Genomic DNA, 17,376 nt, shown 5'->3' with positions numbered 1-17,376 from the left:
GCTCGCGAAGGCGGCCTGACAGTCAACATTGATGTTGGCGCTGACGGCCTCTTCGCGAGCAGGCTCGCTCCCACATAGGGCTGTGTCGCTTGTTGAATCTCGAACACAAAAAAGGCCTTCCGAAGAAGGCCTTTTTCAATTTCAGCGAGCGGTCAACACGATGTCGACCCGGGTCAGCCATTGCGCTTCGATTTCGAAGTCGGCCTGGGTCAGCTGGTTTTCATCCAGCCAGTTCTCCGGGAACACCACTTCCAGGTGGTTGCCATTGGCGTTCAGTTCCACCTGGGGCATTTGCTGGGTGCCACGGATGTGGTGGAACAGGATCGCGAAGCGCAGCAGCACGCACAGGCGAATCAGCTTGATGCCGTCGTCGCCGAAGTCGGCGAACTTGTCCTTGGGGATGTTGCGTCGGTGGCCGCGCACCAGCAGCGCGAGCATCAACTGGTCTTCGCGGGAGAACCCGGCGAGGTCCGAGTGCTCGATCAGGTAGGCGCCGTGCTTGTGGTACTGGTAGTGAGCGATGTCCAGGCCCACTTCATGGACCTTGGCCGCCCAACCGAGCAGTTCGCGCCAGACACCGTCTTCCAGATCCCAGTCCTCGGCCACCTGGTCGAACGCATGCAGTGCCTTGCGCTCGACCCGTGCCGCCTGTTCCTGATCGACGTGGTAGCGCTCCATCAGCGAGGTGAGGGTGCGTTCACGTACGTCTTCGTGATGATGGCGACCCAGCAGGTCATAGAGCACGCCTTCGCGCAGGGCGCCCTCGCAGTGATCCATGCGTTGCAGTTCGAGGGAGTCGAAGATCGCCTCGAGGATCGCGAGGCCGGCCGGGAAAATCGCCCGGCGATCGGGCTTGATCCCCTCAAAATCGATTTTCTCGACGTCGCCCAGCTTGATCAGTTTGCGCTTCAGCCAGGCCAGGCCTTCGGCATTGACCTCGCCGGTGCCGTGGCCGCCAGCCTTCAGTGCCAGACCGATGGCGCGGATGGTGCCCGAGGAGCCGATGGCTTCATCCCAGGTCAGGCGGTGCAGGGCATGTTCGATGCTCATGATCTCCAGCCGCGCCGCGGTGTACGCCTGGGCGTAGCGGGCCGGGGTGATCTTGCCGTCCTTGAAATAGCGCTGGGTGTAGCTGACGCAGCCCATCTGCAGGCTTTCGCGCAGCAGCGGTTCGAAACGCTGGCCAATGATGAATTCGGTACTGCCGCCGCCGATGTCGGCCACCAGGCGCTTGCCGGGGGTGTCGGCGAGGGTGTGGGACACGCCGAGGTAGATCAGGCGCGCTTCTTCACGGCCGGAGATGACTTCCACCGGGTGGCCGAGAATTTCTTCGGCGCGCCGGATGAATTCGGCGCGGTTACGGGCTTCACGCAAGGCGTTGGTGCCGACGATGCGCACGGCGCCAGAGGGCATACCGTTGATCAGTTGGGCGAAGCGCTTGAGGCAGTCGAGCCCTCGCTGCATCGATTCTTCGTTGAGATGGCGATCTTCGTCGATGCCGGCGGCCAGTTGAACCTTCTCCCCGAGACGCTCGAGAATGCGGATCTCACCGTTCTGGGCCTTGGCCACGACCATGTGAAAACTGTTCGAGCCCAGGTCGATTGCGGCGATCAGGGACAGATTCTTGGCTTGGGATTGCGGCATGGTCTGGGGTCTCGGTCGATAACCTCGACATCGTGCCACGATCAAAGGCTGCCGCCAACGCGTAGGTGACCGCTTCGCGGTCAATCGCGAGCAAGCTCGCTCCCACAGGTGTTTGCGTCGGACACACAATCCTGTTCCAACATGGAACCCTGTGGGAGCGGGCTTGCCCGCGAAGGCGGCCTGACAGGCGCTGAAGGACTGTCAGGCCACCGCCTCAACCGTCCCAATGAAATTCGCCAGCTCCGCCGTCTGCGGCCTGGCAAACAACTCCTTCGGGTCGCCCACTTCATGCACCTTGCCCTGGTGCATGAACACCAGCTTGTCCCCAACCTCCCGCGCAAAGCGCATTTCATGGGTGACCATGATCAGCGTCATGCCTTCCCTGGCCAGTTGCCGGACCACGCTCAGCACTTCGTTGACCAGCTCCGGGTCCAGGGCCGAGGTGATTTCATCGCACAGCAGCACTTTCGGTGACATCGCCAGGGCACGGGCAATCGCCACCCGCTGCTGCTGGCCGCCGGACAGTCGATCCGGGAAAGCATCGAACTTTTCCCCCAGCCCGACTCGTTCCAGCATCTGTCGCGCCAGTTCGGCGGCCTGTGTCTTGGACACTTTCTGCACCACTTGCGGCGCGAGCATGACGTTCTCGCCCACGGTCAGGTGCGGGAACAGGTTGAACTGCTGGAACACCATGCCGACTTTCTGCCGCAGGCTGCGCAGATCGGAGCGAGCGGCGTCGAGGTATTCGCCATCGACTTCGATTACGCCGTCGTTGATCGATTCCAGACCGTTGAGGGTGCGCAGCAAGGTCGACTTGCCCGAGCCGCTGCGGCCGATGATCGCCACCACCTGGCCCTCCTCGACGCTCAGGTCGATGCCTTTGAGCACATGGTGATCGCCGTAGTATTTATGCAGGGCGGAAATTCTAAGCAGAGGCATGCAGTCTCCTTTCCAGGTAGCGCGCGCTGAGGGACAGCGGATAACAGAGCAGGAAATAGCCGAGAGCGACGAGGCCATAGACCATGAAGGGTTCGAAGGTGGCGTTGGCGAGCATGCCGCCGGTCTTGGTCAGCTCGGTGAAGCCGATGATCGAGGTGACGGCGGTGCCTTTGACCACCTGCACCGAGAAGCCCACGGTCGGGGCCACGGCGATGCGCAGGGCTTGCGGCAGGATCACATGGCGCAGTTGTTCCAGCGGGTTCAGCGCCAGGCTTGCCGAGGCTTCCCACTGACCGTTGGGGATCGAGTCGACGCAACCACGCCAGATCTCCGCCAGGTAGGCGCTGGTGAACAGCGTCAGCGCGATCGCGGCCGCCATCCACGGCGAAATATCCAGCCCGGCCAGGGCCACGCCGAAAAACACCAGGAACAGCTGCATCAACAGCGGCGTTCCCTGGAACAGCTCGATGTAGGTGCGGGCGAAGCTGCGCGGCAGGGACTTGTCCGAGATGCGCATGACCATGATCAACAAGCCGATCAGCCCGCCGCCAATGAACGCCACCAGCGACAGCGCCAGCGTCCATTGCAGGCCGGTGAGCAGGTTGCGCACGATGTCCCAGAAAGTGAAATCACTCATCGGCTGCTCCTTGCAATGAAGCGTTGCCCTATCCAGTTCAGTAACTGGCGGATCAGAAGCGCCATGCACAGGTAGAGCAGCGTGGTCAGGGCGTAGGTTTCAAAGGCACGGAAGTTGCGCGATTGAATGAAGTTGGCGGCGAAACTCAGCTCCTCCGTTGCGATCTGCGAGCACACCGCCGAGCCGAGCATGACGATGATGATCTGGCTGCTCAGGGCCGGCCAGACCTTGCCCAGCGCCGGCAGCAGCACCACATGGCGGAACGCTTCGAAGCGTGTCATCGCCAGTGCCGCCGCTGCTTCCAGCTGACCCCGGGGGATCGCCTGGATGCCGGCGCGGATGATCTCGGTCGAATAAGCGCCGAGGTTGATCACCATCGCCAACACGGCGGCCTGCCATTCGGAGATCTGCACGCCCAGGGACGGCAAGCCGAAGAAGATGAAAAACAGCTGCACCAGGAAGGGCGTGTTGCGGATCAACTCGACGTAGACCGCGAAAATCCCCGCGAAAGGCCGGATGTTCCAGGCCCGCACCAGCGCCCCGACGATGCCCAACCCCACGCCAAGCACCGCGCCGATGGCCGTCAGCTCAAGCGTGAACAGCGCACCGCGCAGCAACAGGTCGGTGTTGTTGACCACCGGCAGGAAATCGAACTTATAAGCCATAAAGCGTCTCCAGCGTGCCGAATCAGAGATCGGCCGGCAGCGGTTCTTTCAACCAGGTCAGGGCGTTTTTCTCCAGCGCACCGTCGCTTTTGGCGGTGACGAGGATCTGGTTGACCTTGTCCAGCAGCGCCGGCTCGTTCTTGTTCACGCCCACATAGACCGGCGAATCCTTGAGCTTCACTTTCAGCGCCGGCACGCGTTTCGGACTTTTCTCGCTGATCGCCACCATCACCACGTTGCCGCTGGCGATCAGGTCGACTTGCCCGGCCAGGTACGCGGCGATGGTCGAGTTGTTGTCTTCGAAGCGCTTGATGGTCACGCCTTCGGGGGCGACCTTGGTCAGCTCGATGTCTTCGATGGCGCCGCGGGTGACGCTGATGGTCTTGCCCTTGAGATCGTCCAGGGTCTTGATGTCGGCGTCCGGAGGGCCGAACACGGCGAGGTAGAACGGCGCGTAGGCGCGGGAGAAGTCGATGACCTTCTCGCGCTCCGGGTTCTTGCCGAGGCTGGAGATCACCAGGTCGACCTTGCCGGTGGTGAGGAACGGGATGCGATTGGTGCTGTTGACCGGGGTCAGTTCGAGTTTGACCTTGAGCTGGTCGGCCAGCAGTTTCGCGGTGTCGATGTCGAGGCCACGGGGCTTCATGTCCGGGCCGACCGAGCCGAAGGGAGGGAAGTCCTGGGGCACGGCGACCTTGAGCACGCCGCGCTTGACCACATCCTCCAGACCGTCGGCGTGGGCGGGTGCCTGGCTCAGCATCAGGCTGGCAAACAGGGCTGCGAGGAGGGCGCTGTAACGCTGGGTCATGGCAAATCTCCGAATCGGCGAGAAGTGATTTCTGCCGATCGACAGAGCATGGGCCATGCCAACATAGGGGGTTTGGGGCGCCAGAGCGCGGTTTTGCTGGCGTTGCACGGTCTTACTGGTCTGAACAGTCAGGTTGTGTTTCGCACCCTGATGGCGCAGTCGGGAAAATCGCCGAACCCCCATGGGGCACGACTTGCCGGGCGTCGCGAATAGCTTTACAACTGAGCGCTCATTGGCCTGGTTCGTCTGGAAAACCATGAACTCGATCTCCCGCGCCGTGCCTGAAGTGGCGCTGCAAGCCATCCGCAAACTGATCACCGAACAGGGCTTCGGGCCGGGGGATGCCTTGCCCTCGCAACGGGACTTGGCGCTGCAACTGGGCGTAAGCCGTGCTTCCTTGCGCGAAGCGTTATCGTCCCTGAGTGCGCTGGGCGTCATCAGTATCCAGCCAGGCAAAGGCGTGTTCGTGCAGGCGCCGGTGGAGCTGCCGCGAGGCGATGCGGCGCCGGGCTGGCCGTTCGCGGCCCAGGCTTCGCCGCTGGATATCTTCCAGTTGCGTTATGCGCTGGAGGGGTTTGCCGCAGGGTTGGCGGCCGTGACCTTGAGCACCGATGAACTCGATGCACTGGAAGACAATGTCGCTGCCATGCGCAACGAACTGAAGTCCGGCGACTTCGAAGCCGCGGCGCGGCTGGACTTTGAATTCCACCGGCGCATCCTGCTGGCCAGCGGCAATCAGGCGATGCTGAGCATCCTCACTGCCAGCGCCGAGATCTTCCTGGAGAGCCAGAAGCTACCGTTCATCCGGGCCGAGCGGGCCATGGAAACCTGGCAGGAGCACCGCAAGATCCTTCGCGCCCTGGCTCGCCGAGCCTCTGGCGCTGCGCAGAAAGCCATGCACGAGCATGTGCGCAACGCGGCGTTGCGAACCGGAATCGCCTTCGTCGCTCCCGCCACGACCTGACCTGGGCTATACCCAAACTCATGGACCACCATAGCGAGACTCAATCATCTGCACCTTCCTGAACGAGGGAAGGGCAGCTATGATGGGCCACGTTTTTTTGCTTACAACCCTGGAGAATTCCATGAGCAGCGATCTTATCAAACACGTTAGCGACGCTAGCTTCGAGGCCGACGTACTCAAGGCTGAAGGCGCTGTACTGGTCGACTACTGGGCTGAGTGGTGCGGCCCTTGCAAAATGATCGCTCCTGTTCTGGACGAAATTGCCGAGACCTACAAAGGCAAGCTGACCGTTGCCAAACTGAACATCGACGAAAACCAGGAAACCCCGGCCAAGCATGGCGTGCGCGGTATCCCGACCCTGATGCTGTTCAAGAACGGCAACGTTGAAGCGACCAAGGTCGGCGCCCTGTCGAAGTCGCAACTGGCTGCTTTCCTCGACGCCAACATCTAAGCGTCGCTGCAAAGTGTCCTGAAAAAGCCCCGCAAATAGCGGGGCTTTTTGCGTATTCAGGGCTAGACGCTCCTAAACTCAGGTGGTACATTCGGCCCCGCACTGGTTTCTCCATTGCCCCCTGCTAGCCGTCGCCGACGCACTCCTTTTCGAATAAGTACGCGATCCTGTCGCCTTCTCTGCGGCGCGGCCTCATTAAGCCAAAAGCTTAATTTCCCCCCTCCATAAATGATTACGTCATTCCTATATGAATCTGACTGAACTCAAGCAAAAGCCGATTACCGAACTGCTCGAATTGGCCGAACAGATGGGCATAGAAAATATGGCCCGTTCGCGCAAGCAGGACGTGATTTTCTCCCTGCTCAAGAAGCACGCGAAAAGCGGTGAGGAAATCTCCGGTGATGGCGTGCTGGAGATTCTCCAGGACGGCTTCGGCTTCCTGCGCTCCGCTGACGCTTCCTATCTCGCCGGCCCAGACGATATCTACGTCTCGCCGAGCCAGATCCGTCGTTTCAACTTGCGCACCGGTGACACCATCGTTGGCAAGATCCGCCCTCCGAAGGAAGGCGAGCGTTATTTCGCGCTGCTCAAGGTCGACACGATCAACTACGATCGTCCCGAGAACGCGAAAAACAAGATTCTCTTCGAGAACCTGACCCCGCTGTTCCCGACAGTGCGCATGAAGATGGAGGCCGGCAACGGTTCCACCGAAGACTTGACCGGTCGTGTCATCGACCTGTGCGCCCCGATCGGTAAAGGCCAGCGCGGTCTGATCGTTGCACCGCCGAAAGCCGGCAAGACGATCATGCTGCAGAACATTGCCGCGAACATCGCGCGTAACAATCCTGAAGTTCATCTGATCGTGCTGCTGATCGACGAGCGTCCGGAAGAAGTGACCGAAATGCAGCGCACCGTGCGCGGCGAAGTGGTTGCCTCGACGTTCGACGAGCCGCCAACCCGCCACGTGCAGGTTGCCGAAATGGTGATCGAGAAGGCCAAGCGCCTGGTCGAACACAAGAAAGACGTGGTGATCCTGCTCGACTCCATCACCCGTCTGGCCCGTGCCTACAACACCGTGATCCCGAGCTCCGGCAAGGTACTGACCGGTGGTGTCGATGCCCACGCCCTGGAGAAACCGAAACGTTTCTTCGGCGCCGCGCGGAACATCGAAGAAGGCGGCTCGCTGACCATCATCGCCACCGCGCTGGTTGAAACCGGCTCGAAGATGGACGAAGTGATCTACGAGGAATTCAAAGGCACCGGCAACATGGAACTGCCTCTGGATCGTCGCATCGCTGAAAAGCGCGTGTTCCCGGCCATCAACATCAACCGTTCCGGCACCCGCCGCGAAGAGTTGCTGACCGCCGACGACGAGCTGCAGCGCATGTGGATTCTGCGCAAGCTGCTGCACCCGATGGATGAAGTTGCAGCCATCGAGTTCCTGGTCGACAAGTTGAAAACGACCAAGACCAACGACGAATTCTTCCTGTCGATGAAGCGCAAGTAACATCGTCCGGTGAGTTCAAGAGAATGGCGTCCCAGCGGGGCGCCATTTTTTTGCCCGTATTTTTGTCCGGGCCGTGGGAGGTTTTGCAGCGGCCAGGGTCAGTAAGTTGGCAATTCAGGAAGCAGCGTTTGTAGTGGTCGCCGCGTCGACGCTGCGGCTGCGCAAATAATAATGATCTGACTGGCTTAACGATTTATGAGCACACTGGTTTACCGAAGGGATATCGACGGCTTGCGCGCAGTGGCGGTGATCGCCGTCGTGCTGTTTCATTTTGGCGTCCCGGGCTTTACCGGCGGCTTTGTCGGCGTGGACGTGTTTTTCGTGATTTCCGGTTACCTGATCACGTCGATCATCTGGAATCAGCGCCAGGCCGGGCAATTCAGCTTCGTTGATTTCTGGGCCCGGCGGGCGCGGCGGATTCTGCCTGCGTTGTTCGCGATGATCATCGCGGTGCTGGCGGTCGGCTGGTTCTTGCTGGCACCGAAGGATTACGAGGAGCTGGGACGCTCGGTGCGTTACCAGGTGATGTTCGTGTCGAACATCCTGTTCATGCGCCAGGACGGCTATTTCGACGTCGCCTCCGATCTCAAGCCACTGCTGCACACCTGGTCGCTGGCGGTGGAGGAGCAGTTCTACATCGTCTTCCCGTTGCTGCTGACACTGCTGTCGAGTCGCCTGAAACACTGGCGCCTTGCGCTGTTCGGCGTATTGCTGCTGTCCTTTGGCTTGAGCGTGTGGGCCGTCGCCCATCATCCGGAAAAGGCTTTTTTCCTGCTGCCGATGCGTGCGTGGGAGCTGTTGGCCGGTGCGATGCTGGCGGTGGCGCCCAAGTCTGCATGGCGCCTCAAGCCTGTGGCGGCGCAGTGGCTGAGCCTGCTGGGCATGGTGCTGATCCTGTTGGCGGTGTTCGGTTATGACAAGGCCACGCCATTCCCGGGTGTCGCGGCGTTGCTGCCGGTGCTGGGTGTGGTACTGCTGATTCTGGCCAACGGTTATCGTGACACCTGGGTTGGTCATTTTTTGAGCAGTCGGATAATGGTCGGGCTCGGGCTGATCTCTTATTCCTGGTACCTGTGGCACTGGCCGGTGTTCGTATTCTCCAGCTATGCCAGTGTCGGTGAGTCGAGTGCTGTCGAAAGTGCCGGGTTGATCTTGCTGACGCTGTTGCTCGGTTATCTGTCGTGGAAATTCGTCGAGACCCCGTTTCGTGAGCGTCGCCTGCTCGCCGGGCGGCGGCAGATTCTGCTGGCCGGTGCCTGCGGTGTCCTGGTGCTCGGGCTCGCCGGGCAGACCTTGCGCTGGACCGATGGCTTGCCTTGGCGGTTGTCTGACCAGGCGCTGCAGTATGCCAAGGCTCGGGAATGGCGGCCGGAGCTGATGGCCTGCCTGGCCGATGACAAGACGCCGGATGACAGGTTGTTCTGCCGCTATGGCGCGCAAAACCACTCGACCCGGGCGCTGGTCTGGGGCGATAGCCACGCCACGGCATTGATTCCGGTGTTCGACGACGGCGCCAAGGCCCATGACGTCAGCGTGATGCTCGCCAGTTCTCCCGGTTGTCTGCCTGTCGAAGGTCTGGAGCACGATGCGCGTTGTGCGCGGTTCAATCGGCGCGTCGAGCAGGCCATCAATCCGCAAGCCGTCAGCGATGTGGTCTTGGTCGCGCGCTGGAGCCTTTACCTCTACGGCGACGTCAAGGGTGATCTGGGCCATGCCCTGAAAAGTGCAGACGGGCATTACGACCGCGCCGGCGCCGAACAACGTCTGGCCGATGGCTTGCGTGCACGCGTCGCGCAATTGCGTGCCGGCGGCCATCAGGTCTGGCTGGTGAAGGAGGCGCCATTGCAGGCCTTCAGTCCACCGTATCGCCTCACGCGCCTGGCAATGCTGGATCGCCCGGTCGACGATGTCGGACTGGCGCTCGCAGAACATCACAAACGCCAGGCATTCATCAGTCAATTGTTCGCACAGCTGGCGCAAGACCCGGCGGTACATGTGGTTGACCCGGCCCCAAGGCTGTGTGATGCGAGTGGCTTGTGCCGCGCCGAACGCGGCGGTTACTCGCTGTACACCGATGACAATCACCTCTCGGAAGTCGGTGCGCGCTGGGTGGCGCCTATCCTCGAGCCGCTGTTTGACAACCTGAAAGCCAGGGAAAATCAGGTGAAAGGCCAGGTGAATGCATCCCGATAAGCAGCGATAAGCTGCCAGCGGCCGGCAGAGCAGGTAGGATGTACGCCTATTTTTCGGGTGCCAACATCAATGAAATTCAAGGATCTTCGGGATTTCGTGCAGCAGCTTGAGCAGCGCGGAGAGTTGAAACGCATCCAGATCCCCGTCTCTCCAGTGCTGGAGATGACCGAGGTGTGTGATCGCACGCTGCGGGCCAAAGGTCCGGCGCTGTTGTTCGAAAAGCCCACAGGCTATGACATCCCGGTGCTCGGCAACCTGTTCGGCACCCCCGAGCGGGTCGCCATGGGCATGGGCGCCGAATCGGTCAGCGAACTGCGCGAGATCGGCAAGCTGCTGGCATTCCTCAAGGAGCCCGAGCCGCCGAAGGGTCTGAAGGACGCCTGGTCCAAGCTGCCGATCTTCCGCAAGATCATTGCGATGGCGCCGAAAGTCGTCAAGGACGCGGTGTGCCAGGAAGTGGTCATCGAAGGCGACGACGTCGACCTGGCCATGTTGCCGGTACAGACCTGCTGGCCGGGCGATGTCGGTCCGTTGATCACCTGGGGCCTGACCGTCACCAAAGGCCCGAACAAGGATCGCCAGAACCTCGGCATCTATCGTCAGCAAGTGATCGGCCGCAACAAGGTCATCATGCGCTGGCTGAGCCACCGTGGCGGCGCGCTGGATTTTCGCGAGTGGTGCGAGAAGCATCCTGGCCAGCCGTTCCCGGTATCGGTCGCGCTGGGCGCTGACCCGGCGACCATCCTCGGCGCCGTGACCCCGGTACCCGACAGCCTTTCCGAATACGCCTTCGCCGGCCTGCTGCGCGGTAACCGCACCGAGCTGGTGAAGTGCCGCGGCAACGACCTGCAAGTGCCGGCGACCGCCGAAATCATCCTCGAAGGCGTGATTCATCCGGGCGAGATGGCCGATGAAGGCCCGTACGGCGACCACACCGGTTACTACAACGAAGTCGACAGCTTCCCGGTGTTCACCGTCGAGCGCATCACCCACCGGATCAAGCCGATCTACCACAGCACCTACACCGGCCGTCCACCGGATGAGCCGGCGATCCTCGGCGTGGCGTTGAACGAAGTGTTCGTGCCGATCCTGCAGAAGCAGTTCCCGGAGATCACCGATTTCTACCTGCCGCCAGAAGGTTGCTCGTACCGCATGGCCGTCGTGACCATGAAGAAGTCGTACCCGGGGCATGCCAAGCGGGTAATGCTGGGTGTCTGGTCGTTTTTGCGACAGTTCATGTACACCAAGTTCGTTATTGTCACCGACGACGATATCAACGCCCGGGACTGGAACGACGTGATCTGGGCCATCACCACGCGCATGGACCCCAAGCGCGACACGGTGATGATCGATAACACGCCGATCGACTACCTCGACTTCGCCTCGCCGGTGTCCGGCCTGGGTTCGAAAATGGGCCTCGATGCCACGCATAAGTGGCCGGGCGAAACCACCCGCGAGTGGGGCCGGGTCATCGTCAAGGACGATGCCGTGACACAGCGGATCGATGCCATCTGGAATCAGTTAGGAATAGATTGATGCGTGTAACCTTGCAGCCTTCCGGAGCAGTGCTCGAGATATTGCCCGGCGAGCGGATTCTCGATGGCGCACGACGTCTGGGCTACGAATGCCCGCAAAGTTGCCGCAACGGCAATTGCCACGTGTGCGCGGCGCTGCTGGTGGAAGGGCGGGTCGAGCAGGCCGGCGATGTGCGCGACCATGGCGAGTTCTACACTTGCATAGCGGAGCCGCTGGAAGACTGCATCGTGTTGTGGGATGGCGTGCTCGCGCTGGGAGAACTGCCGGTGCGTCGCGTGTCGTGTCAGGTCATTGAATGCAAGGACGTGGGCGGCGACACCTGGCGCGTGCGTCTGCGGGCTCCGGCCGGCAAACCACCGCGTTATCACGCCGGTCAGTACCTGATGATCGAGCGCGAGAACGGCGAAAAATCCGCCTTCTCCCTCGCCTCGGCCCCGCATGCGGTGCGCGACCTGGAAATCCACGTACTGGCGCGCGAACCCAGTGCGCTGAGCCTGATCGAACAGCTCCAGCGCAACAGCATGGTGCGGGTCGAGCTGCCGTTTGGCGATACCCACCTGGAAGAGTTGCCGGACGGCCCTCTCGTGCTGATCGCCGCCGGTACCGGCATGGGCCAGGTCCACGGCCTGATCGAACATTGCCGGGCCTCGGGCTTCAAACACCCGGTGCATCTGTATTGGGGCGTGCGTCGTCCCGAGGATTTTTACCAGATCGAGCATTGGGATGAATGGCTGAAGCTGCCCAACCTGTTCTTGCACAAGGTCGTCAGCGATCAATGCGGCTGGGAAGGACGTTGCGGCATGTTGCACGAAGCGGTCTGTGAAGACTTCCCGGACCTCAAGCCGCTGCACGTATACGCCAGCGGCTCTCCGGCCATGGTCTACGGCACGCTGGACGCGCTGGTGGAAGCGGGAATGGACGCCCATCAGATGCGCGCCGACGTATTTGCGTATGCGCCGCGATCTTGATCCGCGATCTTGATCCGCGCTCCTAATGCCGCGCCCCCTGTAGGAGAGAGCCTGCTCGCGATGGCCCCAAGAGCGCCGCGGGCAGCCTGACTCCCCGCGTCATCGTTAACCACCATCGTGAGCAAGCTCGCTCCTACAGGTTATAACCCCATATATAGCGTTTCGGTATTTATAAACTTATATAAATCTCGGTAAGTTATAACTGCGCCATGGCATTTAAATTGCCTTAAAACTTATGTGCCTTATTGTTACAGCGGTGCGTTCTATTAAGTAATTCTTCACCCGCGGGGAGCTGAACGCTATTCGCCATGAGCGCCATTGAATCTGCTTTTTTGAATCTGGCTTACCCTCCGCGGCTCGACTTGGGGCCGCAGCTCACTCACGAACAATTACTCGGCTCGATGCAGTCGACCATGGCGCGCCACAAGGGTGGGCCGGTCTGGCTGTTTGCGTATGGTTCGCTGATCTGGCGCCCTGAATGCACGGCGGTTGAGCGGGTTCGCGGCCGGGTGCATGGCTATCATCGCGGGCTGTACCTGTGGTCCCACGAACATCGCGGCACGCCGGAAATGCCCGGCCTGGTGTTTGGCCTGGATCGCGGTGGTTCTTGCAGCGGTTTCGCCTATCGCCTGCCCGAAGAGCAACTCGAAGCCTCGCTGTACGCACTTTGGCAGCGCGAGATGCCATTTCCTTCCTACCGCCCGCACTGGCTCAACTGCCGTCTCGAAGATGGCAGCCAGGTTCAGGCATTGGGATTCGTTCTGGAGCGACATCTGCCCAGCTATGCCGGCAACCTGCCGGACCATGTGCTGAGCCATGTGTTCGAAAACGCCTGCGGGCGCTACGGCACCACTCGCGATTATGTCGAGCAAACCGCGCACGCCCTGCGCAGCCACGCCATGCCAGACCGGAATCTGGAGGCGCGGCTCAAGCGTTGTAAGTCAAAAGCCGATCAAGCGAGCGCTTCGCGGCCCTGACTGGCGACTTGTTTGTGCCCTAGCGTCGGGGCCAGAAAGGCCATCGCCAGCAGGCAGGCGCCGACCAGCAGCACGAAACCGCCGTCCCAACCGAAATGGTCCACGGTGTAGCCCATCGCTGCGCTGGCCGCGACCGAACCGCCCAGGTAACCGAACAGACCGGTAAAGCCCGCCGCCGTACCGGCCGCTTTCTTCGGTGCCAGCTCCAGCGCCTGCAGGCCGATCAGCATCACCGGGCCGTAGATCAGGAAGCCAATGGAAAGCAGTGCGATCATGTCGACCATCGGATTGCCGGCCGGGTTGAGCCAGTAAACCAGCGTCGCGACCGTCACCAGTGCCATGAACACCATGCCGGTCAGGCCACGGTTGCCACGGAAGATCTTGTCCGACATCCAGCCGCACAGCAGCGTGCCCGGAATGCCTGCCCACTCGTAGAAGAAATACGCCCACGAAGTTTTATCTACGGTGAAACCCTTGGCTTCCTTGAGGTAGGTCGGCGCCCAGTCGAGCACGCCATAGCGCAGCAGGTAGACAAAGACGTTGGCCATGGCGATGTACCAGAGCATTTTGTTACGCAGCACGTATTTGACGAAGATTTCCTTGGCGCTGAATTCTTCTTCGTGGCTGGCATCGTAGCCTTCCGGGTAGTCGTTCTTGTACTGCTCGATCGGCGGCAGGCCAACCGATTGCGGGGTGTCGCGCATGGTCACAAAGGCGAACACCGCTACCGCCAGCGCCACGGCTGCCGGTACGTAGAACGCGGCGTGCCAATCGTTGAACAGGCCCATGCCGATCAGGAACAACGGGCCGATCAGGCCGCCACCGACGTTGTGCGCCACGTTCCACACGGACACCACGCCGCCACGCTCCTTCTGCGACCACCAGTGCACCATGGTCCGGCCGCTCGGCGGCCATCCCATGCCCTGCGCCCAGCCGTTGATGAACAGCAGAATGAACATCATGGTCACGCTGGACGTCGCCCAGGGCGCGAAACCGAAAACGAACATCACCCCGGCCGACACCAGCAGGCCGAACGGCAGGAAGAAGCGCGGGTTGGAGCGGTCGGACACCAGGCCCATCAGAAACTTCGACAAGCCGTAGGCAATCGCGATGGCAGACATCGCCAAACCCAGCTGACCACGGGAGTAACCCTCGTCGATCAGGTACGGCATGGCCAGGGAGAAGTTCTTGCGCAGCAGGTAGTAACCCGCATAGCCAATGAAGATGCCGGCGAAAATCTGCCAGCGCAGGCGTCGGTAAGTGCTGTCTATTTTTTCTTCAGGCAATGGAGCCTGATGTGCGGCAGGACGAAAGAAAGCAAACATTCAAGAGCTCCAAATTTCTTGTTTTGACTGCGGATGCGAATGTTACAGTTTCGTTAACGAAAATAGCACCGGTTCTCATCGGCAAAACAGCGGAAATGTTGGATATCGCGTGTTCCTTTATGAACATGTCGCTCAGGTGTAAGTGAAGGGCGTTGTAGGAAGAGTTTCCCGCCAATGCTTTACGCGACTGAGTCCTCCTGAATAGGGCAATTCTTTGGGAAATCTCCTGCTTTGTTACCGGAAGCCGTGACCTTCAAGGCCGCGCCCTTGAGCTTTAACCTTGGTTGCACTGCCAGCTATGGCGTTTCAGGTGTGGGTGGGGAGAGAGGGATGCGCTGGTTTGTGTGTGTGGTGCTGCTGTTTGTAATGTCTGCTGCAAACGGCGCAAGTGAGGTATTCCTGATGCCGGAATACAACCCCAAGCCGATTTACCCGGTGGCGCTGCAACGGGCCGGAATCACCGGTAATGTCCGTGTCAGGTTCGTGGCACATGCCGATGGCTCGGTCAGCAAGGTGAGCATTTTGCAAAGCGATCATCCTGATTTCGCCGAGGCAGTCCGGGTCGCCGTTGCGCAGTGGCGATTCAAGCCATGGAGAGTCGAGGGTGACAAGCCTCAGGAGCAGGAAGTCATTGCACCGATGATATTTGGCTTCGATGTGTATCTGCCCCTGCATCTCAATCAGTGGCTCAAGGAATTGAGATGCCGCGATCTCAATGAGGCTCTAGCGCGTGCCCCTGAATACGCGTGGATCGATTCCGCCGCGTTCTATTACGTCAGGGCTTATCTGTCGAATGCGTTTTCAACGGCAACGTTGCCGACCGAGCGGCGTCTGTCATTGATTGCCGACATGAACAGAAAGGTGCCGATCATTATCAGGCAATGTTCCAACAACCCGGTTTCCAGGTATGTGAGGTTTTTGCCGGAAGACATCCGCAAGCTTCTGTAGGCATCAAAGCGCCTGGACCCCGTTAACAGGGGGCCGGGCCCTTTGCCGGATTCAGCGAACCTGCACCACCACTTTCCCGACCGCTTTGCGCTGGCCAAGATCATTGATGGCTTGCGCGGCATTGCCCAGCGGATACACCTGCGACACCAGCGGCTTCAATTTGCCTTCGGCAAACCAGCCAAACAACTGCTGGAAGTTTGCCGCGTTGTCCTGTGGCTGGCGTTGGGCGAAGGAGCCCCAGAACACGCCGAGCACCGCTGCGCCCTTGAGCAGCGCCAGGTTGACCGGCAGTTCGGGTATGCGCCCGCTGGCGAAGCCGACCACCAGCAGGCGGCCGTTCCAGGCGATGGCGCGGATGGCCTGGTCGAACAGGTCGCCGCCGACCGGGTCGTAGATCACGTCGGCGCCCTGGCCGTCGGTCAGGCGTTTGATTTCGTCCTTGAGGCTGGTTTCGCTGTAGTTGATCAGCTCATCGGCACCGGCGGCCTTGGCCACGGCGAGTTTTTCCGCGCTGCTGGCAGCGGCGATCACCCGGGCGCCCATGGCCTTGCCGATTTCCACCGCGGCCAGGCCGACACCGCCGGAGGCACCAAGCACCAGCAGGGTTTCGCCCGGTTGCAGGTTGCCGCGTTGCTTGAGCGCATGCATCGAGGTGCCGTAGGTCATGCTGAAGGCGGCGGCGGTGTTGAAGTCCATGGTCGGCGGGATCGGCAACACGTTGTAGCCCGGCACGGCGACCTGTTCGGCAAAGCTGCCCCAACCGGTCAGGGCCATGACCCGGTCACCGACTTTCAAATGGCTGACCTTTTCGCCCACGGCGCTGACCACGCCCGACGCCTCGCCACCCGGGGAGAACGGGAAGGGTGGCTTGAACTGGTATTTGCCCTCGATGATCAATGTGTCGGGGAAGTTGACTCCGGCGGCGTGTACCTCCAGCAGGATTTCATTTTTCTTCGCCACAGGGCTGGCGACCTCTTCAAGCACCAGCGATTCGGCAGGGCCGAAGGCTTTGCACAGCACGGCTTTCATCAGGGCTATTCCTTTGGGAGTGATGGCCGATAAGTGTAGGTGTGTGGGTCGACGGGTCAACGAGCATGCCCGCCCCTGATAGTCAGCCATAAGCTTGTGCTTGTGTGACGGGTCGTTATGCTAGGCCGCAAACCGGATAAGGAGCGAATTGTGAAAGCGTGGATCATGTTGTTGCTGGCCCTGTCTCTGCCTGTGGCAGCGGTGGCCGAAGAAGAAGCCAAAGAAGGTGCGGCACCGAAGGTCAACTACATCACCCTGAGCCCGCCGTTCGTGGGCAACTACGGGCTCGATGGCACGCCGAAACTGAAGGTCTACAAGGCTGATGTGGCGTTGCGGGTGACCGGTGACGAGGCCACCAAGGCGGTGAAGGCCAATGAACCCTTGATCCGCAATCAATTGGTCGCGCTGTTCGCCCAGCAGACCACCGAGACGATGAACAACGTCGAGGCCAAGGAAAAGCTGCGTCAGGAAGCCCTGAAGCAGACCCAGCAGGTGATGAACGACGAAACCGGCAAGCCGGTGGTTGAGGATCTGTTGTTCAACAACCTGATCATCCAGTAATGCTGGATCCTGTAGGAGCCGGCTTGCCGGCGATAGCGCCCTCAAAACCGCCATCGCCAGCAAGCCGGCTCCTACAAAGTGCAAGCCCTCAAGACCGCCATCGCTGGCAAGCCAGCTCCTATGTATGGACTCGCCCCCACTGTCTACCCGCTTTTGAAAAACCGCTGCCCCGTTGCATCTATGTATTAGGCCTATTCGTGGAAGCCGTCTTCGGCTTCTGGCCA

The 17,376-nt window shown here is 60.7% G+C and carries 16 protein-coding genes; 9 read left to right on the top strand and 7 right to left on the bottom strand.

Annotation, left to right across the window (positions count from 1 at the left end; genetic code table 11):
• Window positions 1-141: 141 nt before the first annotated feature.
• The 5 genes from ppx to EI969_RS29880 all read right to left on the bottom strand — a co-directional run bounded on the left by ppx (window position 142) and on the right by EI969_RS29880 (window position 4,693).
• Window positions 142-1,644, bottom strand: a complete 1,503-nt coding sequence (gene ppx / locus EI969_RS29900; protein WP_160390857.1) for an exopolyphosphatase — start codon at window positions 1,642-1,644, stop codon at window positions 142-144.
• A gap of 201 nt (window positions 1,645-1,845) precedes the next feature.
• Complete coding sequence (locus EI969_RS29895; protein WP_160390856.1) at window positions 1,846-2,583, bottom strand: amino acid ABC transporter ATP-binding protein; 738 nt, start codon at window positions 2,581-2,583, stop codon at window positions 1,846-1,848.
• Window positions 2,570-3,220, bottom strand: coding sequence for an amino acid ABC transporter permease (locus EI969_RS29890; protein ID WP_160390855.1), 651 nt, complete (start codon window positions 3,218-3,220; stop codon window positions 2,570-2,572). The genes EI969_RS29895 and EI969_RS29890 overlap by 14 nt, the downstream gene beginning before the upstream one ends.
• The gene (locus EI969_RS29885) at window positions 3,217-3,885 is read right to left on the bottom strand and encodes an amino acid ABC transporter permease (RefSeq protein ID WP_160390854.1); all 669 of its coding nucleotides are present in this window, start codon (window positions 3,883-3,885) and stop codon (window positions 3,217-3,219) included. The genes EI969_RS29890 and EI969_RS29885 overlap by 4 nt, the downstream gene beginning before the upstream one ends.
• A gap of 22 nt (window positions 3,886-3,907) precedes the next feature.
• Complete coding sequence (locus EI969_RS29880; RefSeq protein ID WP_160390853.1) at window positions 3,908-4,693, bottom strand: transporter substrate-binding domain-containing protein; 786 nt, start codon at window positions 4,691-4,693, stop codon at window positions 3,908-3,910.
• 256 nt (window positions 4,694-4,949) lie between these two features.
• On the opposite strand from EI969_RS29880, the gene EI969_RS29875 reads away from it, so the two are divergent.
• The 7 genes from EI969_RS29875 to EI969_RS29845 all read left to right on the top strand — a co-directional run bounded on the left by EI969_RS29875 (window position 4,950) and on the right by EI969_RS29845 (window position 13,289).
• Window positions 4,950-5,657 (top strand): FadR/GntR family transcriptional regulator, encoded by a 708-nt coding sequence (locus EI969_RS29875; RefSeq protein WP_160390852.1) that lies wholly within the window; start codon window positions 4,950-4,952, stop codon window positions 5,655-5,657.
• A 121-nt stretch (window positions 5,658-5,778) separates the two neighbouring features.
• The gene (trxA, locus tag EI969_RS29870; protein ID WP_003206727.1) at window positions 5,779-6,108 is read left to right on the top strand and encodes a thioredoxin TrxA; all 330 of its coding nucleotides are present in this window, start codon (window positions 5,779-5,781) and stop codon (window positions 6,106-6,108) included.
• 247 nt (window positions 6,109-6,355) lie between these two features.
• A complete protein-coding gene (gene rho / locus EI969_RS29865; protein ID WP_046039047.1) occupies window positions 6,356-7,615 on the top strand; it encodes a transcription termination factor Rho in 1,260 nt (419 codons plus the stop codon).
• Between the two features lie 195 nt (window positions 7,616-7,810).
• Window positions 7,811-9,808 carry an acyltransferase family protein gene (locus EI969_RS29860; protein ID WP_160390851.1) on the top strand — a complete coding sequence of 666 codons (1,998 nt, stop codon included), beginning with the start codon at window positions 7,811-7,813 and terminating at the stop codon, window positions 9,806-9,808.
• Window positions 9,809-9,877: 69 nt separating this feature from the next.
• A complete protein-coding gene (ubiD, locus tag EI969_RS29855) occupies window positions 9,878-11,344 on the top strand; it encodes a 4-hydroxy-3-polyprenylbenzoate decarboxylase (RefSeq protein ID WP_160390850.1) in 1,467 nt (488 codons plus the stop codon).
• A complete protein-coding gene (locus tag EI969_RS29850; protein ID WP_160390849.1) occupies window positions 11,344-12,312 on the top strand; it encodes a CDP-6-deoxy-delta-3,4-glucoseen reductase in 969 nt (322 codons plus the stop codon). Before ubiD ends, EI969_RS29850 begins: the two co-directional genes overlap by 1 nt.
• 308 nt (window positions 12,313-12,620) lie before the next feature.
• Window positions 12,621-13,289 (top strand): gamma-glutamylcyclotransferase, encoded by a 669-nt coding sequence (locus EI969_RS29845; protein ID WP_053163718.1) that lies wholly within the window; start codon window positions 12,621-12,623, stop codon window positions 13,287-13,289.
• On the opposite strand, the gene glpT is transcribed toward EI969_RS29845, so the two are convergent.
• Window positions 13,265-14,614 (bottom strand): glycerol-3-phosphate transporter, encoded by a 1,350-nt coding sequence (gene glpT / locus EI969_RS29840; protein WP_160390848.1) that lies wholly within the window; start codon window positions 14,612-14,614, stop codon window positions 13,265-13,267. The genes EI969_RS29845 and glpT overlap by 25 nt on opposite strands.
• 330 nt (window positions 14,615-14,944) lie before the next feature.
• Here glpT and EI969_RS29835 point away from each other — a divergent pair, with 330 nt between their 5' ends.
• Entirely contained in the window at window positions 14,945-15,562 is a 618-nt protein-coding gene (locus tag EI969_RS29835) for an energy transducer TonB (RefSeq protein ID WP_160390894.1), read from the top strand.
• A gap of 51 nt (window positions 15,563-15,613) precedes the next feature.
• Here the strand turns inward: EI969_RS29835 and EI969_RS29830 are convergent, their stop codons facing one another.
• Entirely contained in the window at window positions 15,614-16,591 is a 978-nt protein-coding gene (locus EI969_RS29830) for an NADPH:quinone oxidoreductase family protein (protein ID WP_160390847.1), read from the bottom strand.
• Between the two features lie 150 nt (window positions 16,592-16,741).
• Between EI969_RS29830 and EI969_RS29825 the strand changes: the two genes are divergently transcribed.
• Window positions 16,742-17,152 (top strand): flagellar basal body-associated protein FliL, encoded by a 411-nt coding sequence (locus EI969_RS29825; protein ID WP_150716287.1) that lies wholly within the window; start codon window positions 16,742-16,744, stop codon window positions 17,150-17,152.
• Window positions 17,153-17,376: the final 224 nt, after the last annotated feature.

It is taken from the genome of Pseudomonas sp. PB101 (assembly GCF_009764265.1).
Classification (GTDB): Bacteria; Pseudomonadota; Gammaproteobacteria; order Pseudomonadales; family Pseudomonadaceae; genus Aquipseudomonas.
Note: the sequence above shows the minus strand (reverse complement) of the source record. Positions and strands in the feature narration are given on the sequence as shown.